9 protein-coding genes are annotated in these 8763 nt (G+C 69.3%); all 9 read left to right on the top strand.

Features of this window, described 5'->3' with window-relative positions; all coding sequences use genetic code 11:
• The first annotated feature begins 209 nt into the window (after positions 1-209).
• The 9 genes from mdcA to QMZ26_RS20850 all read left to right on the top strand — a co-directional run bounded on the left by mdcA (position 210) and on the right by QMZ26_RS20850 (position 8586).
• Entirely contained in the window at positions 210-1853 is a 1644-nt protein-coding gene (gene mdcA, locus QMZ26_RS20890) for a malonate decarboxylase subunit alpha (protein ID WP_200732864.1), read from the top strand.
• Between the two features lie 10 nt (positions 1854-1863).
• Entirely contained in the window at positions 1864-2184 is a 321-nt protein-coding gene (gene mdcC / locus QMZ26_RS20885) for a malonate decarboxylase acyl carrier protein (RefSeq protein ID WP_283222551.1), read from the top strand.
• Positions 2181-3089 carry a biotin-independent malonate decarboxylase subunit beta gene (locus tag QMZ26_RS20880; RefSeq protein ID WP_283222550.1) on the top strand — a complete coding sequence of 303 codons (909 nt, stop codon included), beginning with the start codon at positions 2181-2183 and terminating at the stop codon, positions 3087-3089. Before mdcC ends, QMZ26_RS20880 begins: the two co-directional genes overlap by 4 nt.
• Positions 3086-3796 carry a biotin-independent malonate decarboxylase subunit gamma gene (gene mdcE, locus QMZ26_RS20875; protein WP_283222549.1) on the top strand — a complete coding sequence of 237 codons (711 nt, stop codon included), beginning with the start codon at positions 3086-3088 and terminating at the stop codon, positions 3794-3796. The genes QMZ26_RS20880 and mdcE overlap by 4 nt, the downstream gene beginning before the upstream one ends.
• Positions 3789-4430: a malonate decarboxylase holo-[acyl-carrier-protein] synthase gene (mdcG, locus tag QMZ26_RS20870; RefSeq protein WP_283222548.1), complete on the top strand. Its 642-nt coding sequence runs from the start codon at positions 3789-3791 to the stop codon at positions 4428-4430. The genes mdcE and mdcG overlap by 8 nt, the downstream gene beginning before the upstream one ends.
• Positions 4427-5284 (top strand): triphosphoribosyl-dephospho-CoA synthase MdcB, encoded by an 858-nt coding sequence (mdcB, locus tag QMZ26_RS20865; RefSeq protein WP_283222547.1) that lies wholly within the window; start codon positions 4427-4429, stop codon positions 5282-5284. Before mdcG ends, mdcB begins: the two co-directional genes overlap by 4 nt.
• A complete protein-coding gene (gene mdcH, locus QMZ26_RS20860) occupies positions 5281-6201 on the top strand; it encodes a malonate decarboxylase subunit epsilon (protein ID WP_283222546.1) in 921 nt (306 codons plus the stop codon). The genes mdcB and mdcH overlap by 4 nt, the downstream gene beginning before the upstream one ends.
• 104 nt (positions 6202-6305) lie before the next feature.
• Positions 6306-7673, top strand: coding sequence for an SLC13 family permease (locus tag QMZ26_RS20855; RefSeq protein WP_283222545.1), 1368 nt, complete (start codon positions 6306-6308; stop codon positions 7671-7673).
• 193 nt (positions 7674-7866) lie between these two features.
• The gene (locus QMZ26_RS20850; protein WP_079221020.1) at positions 7867-8586 is read left to right on the top strand and encodes a GntR family transcriptional regulator; all 720 of its coding nucleotides are present in this window, start codon (positions 7867-7869) and stop codon (positions 8584-8586) included.
• Positions 8587-8763 lie beyond the last annotated feature (177 nt).

Below are 8763 nucleotides of genomic sequence, written 5' to 3'. Positions count from 1 at the left end.
GGAAAGGGCTCTGACCCCACACCGGGCCCCCATCCACGCATGGCGTGGATCTACTGCGCAATCCCGGTGGGTGCCGACCGTTGGTCGGCATACCTCTCAACCCTGAATGGGCCCGCCTGCGCGCGGGCCCTTCTTTTTGCTGCGCTGCGGGTTGCACACCCCGCCATAATTATGCCGTAATTATCACAACACCAATCGGAAGCCGGTCGATGAACCCGAGCTGGGACACGTTGGAACGCAGCCGCCAGGCCCGCCTGGAACGCGCCGCGCCATGGGCCAGGGGCCGCGAGGTCGCCGCCGCGGATGTGGCCGAACTGCTGCACGCCCTCCTCGAACCGGGCGACAAGGTCTGCCTGGAGGGCAACAACCAGAAGCAGGCCGATTTCCTTGCCCAGGCCCTGGCCGACCTGGACCCGGCACGGGTGCACGACCTGCACATGGTGCAGTCGGTGCTGTCGCTGCCCTCGCACCTGGACGTGTTCGAGCGCGGCATCGCCTCCAAGCTGGATTTCTCCTTCTCCGGTCCGCAGTCGGTGCGGCTGGCCAACCTGGTGGCCGAAGGGCGCATCCAGATCGGCGCCATCCACACCTACCTGGAACTGTTCGGCCGCTACTTCATCGATCTCACTCCGCGCGTGGCGCTGGTCGCCGCACAGGCTGCCGACCGCCACGGCAACCTCTACACCGGCCCGAACACCGAAGACACCCCGGTGATCGTCGAAGCCACTGCCTTTGGCGGCGGCATCGTCATCGCCCAGGTCAACGAAATCGTCGACACCCTCCCCCGCGTCGATATCCCCGCTGACTGGGTCAACTTCGTGGTGCAGGCGCCGCGCCCGAACCACATCGAGCCGCTGTTCACCCGTGACCCGGCGCAGATCTCCGAGATCCAGGTACTGATGGCGATGATGGCCATCAAGGGCATCTACGCCGAGTACGGCGTCAACCGCCTCAACCATGGCATCGGCTTCGACACCGCGGCCATCGAACTGCTGCTGCCCACCTACGCAGAATCGCTGGGGTTGAAGGGAAAAATCTGCCAGCACTGGGCGTTGAACCCGCACCCGGCGCTGATCCCGGCGATCGAATCGGGCTTCGTCAAATCCGTGCATTCGTTCGGTTCGGAGCTGGGCATGGAGAAGTACATCGCCGCCCGTGGCGATGTGTTCTTCACCGGTGCCGACGGGTCGATGCGCTCCAACCGGGCGTTCTCGCAGACCGCCGGCCTGTATGCCTGCGACATGTTCATCGGCTCCACCCTGCAGATCGACCTGCAGGGCAACAGTTCCACCGCCACCCGCGACCGCATCGCCGGCTTCGGTGGCGCGCCCAACATGGGCTCCGATGCACGCGGCCGACGCCACGCCAGCGATGCCTGGATCAAGGCCGGGCAGCAGGCCGCGCGACCGGGTGAAATGCCGCGCGGGCGCAAGCTGGTCGTGCAGATGGTGGAAACCTTCCGCGAGCACATGGCACCGGCCTTCGTTGAACGACTGGATGCCTGGGAACTGGCCGAGCGCGCGGACATGCCGCTGCCGCCGGTGATGATCTACGGCGACGACGTCAGCCACGTGCTGACCGAGGAAGGCATCGCCAACCTGCTGCTGTGCCGCACGCCGGAGGAGCGCGAACAGGCGATCCGTGGCGTGTCCGGTTACACCGCCGTGGGCCTCGGGCGCGACCGCGCGATGGTGGAAAACCTGCGCGACCGCGGCGTGATCCGCCGCCCCGAAGATCTCGGCATCTCGCCGCGCGATGCCAGCCGCGACCTGCTGGCTGCGCGTTCGGTGAAGGACCTGGTGCGCTGGTCCGGCGGTCTGTACGACCCGCCCAAGCGCTTCCGCAACTGGTAAGGGACAGAGCATGGAAACCCTCGACTATCGATTCGACGGCCGTACCCCGGTGCAGTTCCCGCGCGATGCGGTGCTGGCGGGCGTGCTCGCCTCGGGCAACCTGGAAATCCTGCTGGAGCCCGCCGCGCAGGACGGTGCGATGACGGTGCGGATCATCACCGCCGCGCAGGGCTTCGGCACCATCTGGCAGGCGGTCATCGCCGATTTCGCGCAACGCCATCCGCTGCGCGACGTGCGCATATCGATCAACGATGCCGGCGCGACCCCGGCCGTGGTCAGCCTGCGCCTGGACCAGGCCGTGGAAACCCTGCTGGCCGGAGGCACGCCATGAGCCACGTACAACGCCACAGCTATTACGAAGCCGATGCACGCGAACGCATTGCCGGGCTGGTCGATGCCGGTTCGTTCCGCGAGTTCCTCGGCCCGGCGCGACGGATGATGAGCCCGCACCTGGCCCAGCTCGACCAGCCGGCCGCATTCGACGATGGCATCGTCGTCGGCGAAGCCACGCTGCAGGGCCGGCGCGTGCTGCTGGCCGCGCAGCAGGGTGAATTCATGGGCGGTGGCGTTGGCGAGGTCCACGGCGCCAAGCTGACCGGCCTGCTGCGCCGCGCGGCGGAAACACGCCCTGACGGCGTACTGCTGCTGCTCGACACCGGCGGCGTGCGCCTGCACGAGGCCAATGCGGGGCTGATCGCCATTTCCGAAATCATGCGCGCCACGCTGGGCGCACGCGCCGCTGGCGTGCCGGTGGTCGCCCTGATCGGCAGCGGCAATGGTGCGTTTGGCGGCATGGGCATCGTCGCCCGCTGCTGCACCACCGTCATCATGTCCGAGGAAGGCCGGCTGTCGCTGTCCGGGCCGGAAGTGATCGAGACCGTGCGCGGCGTGGAAGAATTCGACTCGCGCGACCGCGCCCTGGTGTGGCGCGTGACCGGCGGCAAGCACCGCTACCTGATCGACCAGGCGCAGGTGCTGGTGCCCGACGCCATCGAAGCGTTTGCACGTGCCGCCGCTGATGCACTGCAGGCCGACGCCGCCAGCGGCAACACCGACACCGCACTGGATGCCCTGCAGGCCCGCCATGCCGCACTGAAGGCACGCGTGCAGGCCTGGGACGATTGCCGCGATGGACTGGAGATCTGGGCACGCCAGGGCATCGCCGAACCCGAGCGCCTGCCGCTGCTGGATACCGACGCCTTCCTCGCCGCCACCGCCGACCGGAGCCTGCCATGAACGCCCCGCTGCAGACCCTGCTCGATGCCTTGTTCCCGCGCGGGCACCGTATCGACGTGCGGGATTCGGTGCTGACCGGCACGGCCACCACCGAGGATGGCGAGGTGACGGTGATCGGCACCACCGACCGCATCGAGGTCGGCGTGGACCATGCCCTGGCCCTGGCCGACACCGTGCTGGCCAGCACCGCTGCGCATCCGCAGCGCCCGATCGTGATGCTGGCCGACACCGCTGGCCAGCGCCTGGCCCGCCGCGATGAACTGCTGGGCATCAACGGCTACTTCGCCCATCTTGCGCAGACCCTCGACCTGGCTCGCCGACGTGGCGCGCGCCTGGTCACCCTGGTCTACGGTGAATCGGTGAGCGGTGGTTTCCTGTCCTTCGGGCTGATGGCCGACCACATCCACGCCCTGCCCGACGCGCAGGTGCGGGTGATGGACCTGCGCGCGATGGCGCGGGTGACCAAGCAACCGCTGGAGAAGCTGCAGGCACTCAGCCAGAGTTCGCCGGTGTTCGCACCGGGCGTGGCCAACTACGTGTCGATGGGCGCGGTCGATTCGCTGTGGGACGGCGACCTGGCCCAGCACCTGCTGCAGGCACTGCGCACACCCAGCGACGGCGACCTGCGTGCCGCACGCGGCGCAGAGCGCGGCGGCCGTGCGCTGGCAGCCGAAGTCTGCACTGCGGTGGCCCGCGGCGATGCCTGACCGGCCCGCCCGCCACACGCTGGCCTGGCTGTCGGCCAATGCCGACTGGCGGGCGGACATGGCCGCGCACGAACCGCGCCTGGCGGCGTGGTTTGCGCAGGGGCTGCCAGCGATGGTGGCGCGGCGCGCCGTGGATGATCCCGACCCGCGCCTTCGCCTGGGCGTGCCGCTGCCGCCGAGCGAAGGCAAGCAGCGCATCGCCCTGCGCGTACCGCTGCACGATGTACTGCGCCAGCAGCCGCCGCCGACGCTGGAAGCGATCCTCGCCACCGGAGTTGCCCATGACTGGCAACTGGCGCTGCACGAATTGGCGCACATTGCGCCTGCACGCGTGTTTGGTGCCTTCGCCTGGCAGCATCTCAGTGGCCTGCCCTACGTGCATGCCGCTTCGGATATCGACCTGCTGTGGCAGGTGGATGCCGCCGCGCAGGCCGACGCGGTGGTCGCGCGCCTGCAGGAGTGGGAACGCGAGTACGGCCGTCGCGTGGATGGCGAACTGTGCCTGGGCGATGGCGGCGCGGTGAACTGGCGCGAATACGCTGGTGGCAGCCGCCAGGTGCTGGTGAAGCGCCTGGAAGGCGCCGCGCTGGAAGCCCGCGAACGCCTGTTCGTCGCCACCGGAGTGGCCGCATGAACACCCTCGCGCATGCCAACCCGCACATCGCGCGCCGCGTCGACAGCGCGCGCCTGGGCCGACTGGCCATCGCCAGCCTGCATGCCGAACTGGCCTGCGCGCCGAAGCCGGGCCTGGTGACCCCGTTCGACAGCGGCAGCCATGACGACATGGACGCCGGCACGTTCCTGCGCAGCCTGTTCGCGCTGCGCCACTACTTCACCGCAATTGCCAGCGCCGGTGCCGACGATGCGCCGTTCGCTGCCCTGCGCGCGCACGGCCTTGCCGCCGAGCACGCGATGCTGCGCGCCACCGGCGGCATCAACACCCATCGCGGTGCCATCTTCAGCCTGGGCCTGCTGGTGGCCGCCGCCGCACGCTGCCGCCGCCAGCAGGGCCACGCCGCGCCCGCCGCGCAGGTCTGCCTGGCCGTGCAGCACTGGGCCGATGACTTCGCCGCTGCGCCGCTGGATGCGTCCAGCCCCGGCCAGCGCGCGCGCCTGCACCATGGCGTGCCGGGCGTGCGCGAACAGGCCGCCGCCGGTTACCCCGTGCTGCGCGACCTGGCTGTACCGACCCTGCGCCATGCCCTGCACAGCGGCCTGCCGCGCGACGCGGCCCTGTGCCAGACCCTGATGCAGCTGGTTGCGCAGGTGGATGACCTGAACCTGCTGCACCGTGGCGGCGCTGACGGGCTGGCCTGGGCCCAGCAGCAGGCACGCAGCTTCCTCGCAGGCGGCGGTGCCTTCACACCCGGCTGGCAGGCACGCCTGCATGCCCTCGGCGAGGGCTTCGTGGCCCGTCGCCTGAGCCCCGGTGGCAGCGCCGACCTGCTGGCCTGCGCCTGGTTCCTGCTGCAGCAGGAGGGCGCATGAGCCTGGCCCTGCTCTGCCCCGGCCAGGGTGCGCAGCATGCGGCGATGTTCGACCGCGTGCGCGAGCTGCCTGCGGCCCGCGATGTCCTGCACGCCGCGGGCGCTGTACTTGATCGTGATGTCTTCGCCGCCGCTGCCGATGACGCGCGCTTCGACAATGCGCTGGCGCAACCGCTGCTGTGCGCGGCCACGCTGGCGCACTGGCAGGTGCTGCGCGACGGCCTGCCGGCGCCGGTGGTCGTGGCGGGTTACAGCATCGGTGAACTGGCCGCACATGCGGTTGCCGGCAGCGTCGACACCGCAACCTGCCTGGCCCTGGCCGCACAGCGCGCGCGGCTGATGGATGCCGCCAGCCCCGCCGATGCGGGCATGCAGGCAGTGCTGGGGCTGCAGCGCCACACCCTGCAGCCACTGTGCGATGCACACGGCGCCCATGTGGCCATTGCCAACGGGCAGGATCATTTCATCGTCGGCGGCACGCAGGCGTCACTGCAGGCGCTGGCCGATGCAGCACGCACACTGGGTGCAGAGGTTCGCCCGCTGCCGGTGCACGTGCCTGCACATACCCCGCTGCTGCAGGCCGCCGTCGCACCGTTTGCGGCCGCGCTGGACGCTTCCCCGCTGCAGGCGCCGCGCCTGCCGCTGCTGGCCGGCATCGATGCGCGCCCGGTGCGTGATCGCGCGGCAGCGGTGCACACGCTGTCGGCGCAGCTGGCACAGACCATCGAGTGGGCGCAGGTGATGCGCCAGGCCTTCGAGCGCGGCGCGCGGGTGTTCCTGCAGCTGGGCCCGGGCAACGCATTGGCGCGCATGGTCGCGCCGTCCTACCCGTGCTGCGAGGTGCGCGCGGTGGAAGAGTTCCAGAGCCTGGACGGCGCCGCGGCATGGGTCCGCAGCGCGCTGGAGCGGCTGCAGTAACGGGTTCGAGCAGTACGTATCACGCATCACGTTGTACGACGCCTTACCCCGGGATGGCGGGTCTCCATCCGAGCTGTACGCGAGTCACGTGTCTGGGAGGGCGCATGAGTCCACAAATCGCAACGATCATCGGCCTGGTGATCATGTTCATCGTCGCTACCGCGATGCCCATCAACATGGGTGCGGTGGCCTTCGCCCTGGCCTTCATCGTCGGCGGCGTCTGGGTCGGCATGGGGGGCAAGGAAGTGCTCGCCGGCTTCCCGGGCGACCTGTTCCTGACCCTGGTCGGCATCACCTACCTGTTCGCCATCGCGCAGAAGAACGGCACCATCGACCTGCTGGTGCACTGGGCGGTGAAAGCCGTGCGCGGCCACATCGTGGCCATCCCGTGGGTGATGTTCGTCATCACCGCCGTGCTGACCGCCTTCGGCGCGCTGGGCCCGGCCGCCGTGGCCATCATCGGCCCGGTCGCGCTGCGCTTCGCCAAGCAGTACAACATCAACCCGCTGATGATGGGCCTGCTGGTGATCCATGGTGCGCAGGCCGGTGGCTTCTCACCCATCAGCGTGTACGGCAGCATCACCAATGGCGTGGTGCAGAAGGCGGGCCTGGAAGTGACCGAGATGGCGGTCTTCCTGACCAGCCTTGGCTTCAACTTCATGATGGCCATCATCTGCTTCCTGGCCTTCGGTGGCATCGCACTGATGCGTCGCGGGTCGATCACCGCCACCGGTGGCGTGGGCAACGCCGAGCTGGCAATGGCCGGTGGCCCGCAGGCGTCGTCGCGGCAGTTCGCCATCGAGGGTCACGGCGCACTGGTGGCCGCCGGTGGCGGCACGCTGTCGAACGATCCGGCCGCACTGGATGCGGTGGGCTTCACCCGCGAGCGTCTGTTCACCCTGATCGGCCTGCTCGGCCTGGGCGTGGCCGCACTGATCTACAACCTCAACGTCGGCCTGGTCTCGATCACCGTCGCGGTGGCGCTGGCCCTGCTCTCGCCGCAGAGCCAGAAGGGTGCGGTCGATGGCATCAGCTGGTCGACCGTGCTGCTGATCTGCGGCGTGGTGACCTACATCGGCGTGCTCGAACATGCCGGCGCGGTGGATTTCATCGGCCATGGTGTGTCCAGCATCGGCATTCCCCTGCTGGGGGCGCTGCTGGTCTGCTACGTCGGCGGTATCGTGTCCGCATTCGCCTCGTCCGCCGCCGTGCTGGGCGCGACCATTCCGCTGGCGGTGCCGTTCCTGATGCAGGGCCACCTGGGTGCCGCCGGCGTGATCTGCGCGCTGGCGGTGTCGTCCACCATCGTCGACGTCAGCCCGTTCTCGACCAACGGCGCACTGGTGGTGGCCTCGGCAGCGAAGGAAGAGCGCGAGACGCTGTTCCGCCGCTTCCTGGTCTACAGCGGCCTGGTAGTCGCGTTCGGCCCGCTGCTGGCCTGGCTGGTGTTCGTGGTGCCGGGCTGGATGTGATTTTGCAGGGGCGCCGGAGGATTCCGGCGCCCTTCGAATCGGGGGGGTAGAGTCGACCGTTGGTCGACTATCGCGCGCAGCGCGGGATCTTCGGGATCCATGCGAAGGGCAGTCGACCAACGGTCGACTCTACCAAGCCGTATTTCCCCACCCCGTTACAGGTTCCACGCAGGGAGGCAGTACACTTTCCACCATGGCCATTGCTCCCGCTCCGCGTTCACCGAAGAAGCGCGCACCTCTGTACGAAGAGGTGGCCGAGCATGTGCGCGAGCGCATCTACGACTACCGGCTGCCGCCGGGCGAATGGATCGACGAGCCGGCACTGTGCGAGGAACTGGGCATCAGCCGCACGCCGTTGCGCGAGGCGCTGAAGCTGCTGGCTGCCGAAGGGCTGGTGCAGATCGATGCTGGCCGCGGCGCGCGGGTCACCCGGCTCACGCTGGAAGACCTCAACCAGCTGTTCCCGGTGATGGCGATGCTGGAAGGCCGCTGCGCGCATGAAGCGGTCAGGCACATCGACGATGCCGGCGTGCAGCAGCTGGAAGACCTGCACGCAGCCATGGAGGCGGCCGCCGCCAACGGCAACATCGCCGAGTACTACCGCAACAACTACCTGATCCACGAAACCGTGCAGCACTACGCCGGCAACCCGTGGCTGATCCGCATCACCCACGACCTGCACCGCATCCTGAAGATGCACCGCGGCCGCCAGCTGCTGGCACCGGGCCGCACGGCGCAGTCGCTGGCCGAGCACCGCGAGCTGATGGACTGCTTCCGCCGCCGTGACGCGCAGGCGGCCGAACGCACGATGGAACGCCACCTGCTGAGCCAGGGCCAGGCGCTGGCCGCCTACGTGGCCGATGGGGGGTTGTTGAACGTGCCCGCACCGTTGCCGACCGAAGGCGGCGGCTGAGCGGGTACGGCACGGCACGAACAACGCCGGCCGACCGCTGTTTCGTAGAGTCGAGCTTGCTCGACTGCTTTTCAGAGGCAGTCGAGCAAGCTCGCCTCTACAGGGGCGCCAAAGCAGCCGCCGCCCCCCACCCCCCCCCCCCCGGCGCGGGGGGGGTCCGCCCCCGGGGAGCAGGGG

It is taken from the genome of Stenotrophomonas sp. PFBMAA-4, assembly GCF_030053215.1.
Taxonomy (GTDB): Bacteria; Pseudomonadota; Gammaproteobacteria; order Xanthomonadales; family Xanthomonadaceae; genus Stenotrophomonas.
Note: the sequence above shows the minus strand (reverse complement) of the source record. Positions and strands in the feature narration are given on the sequence as shown.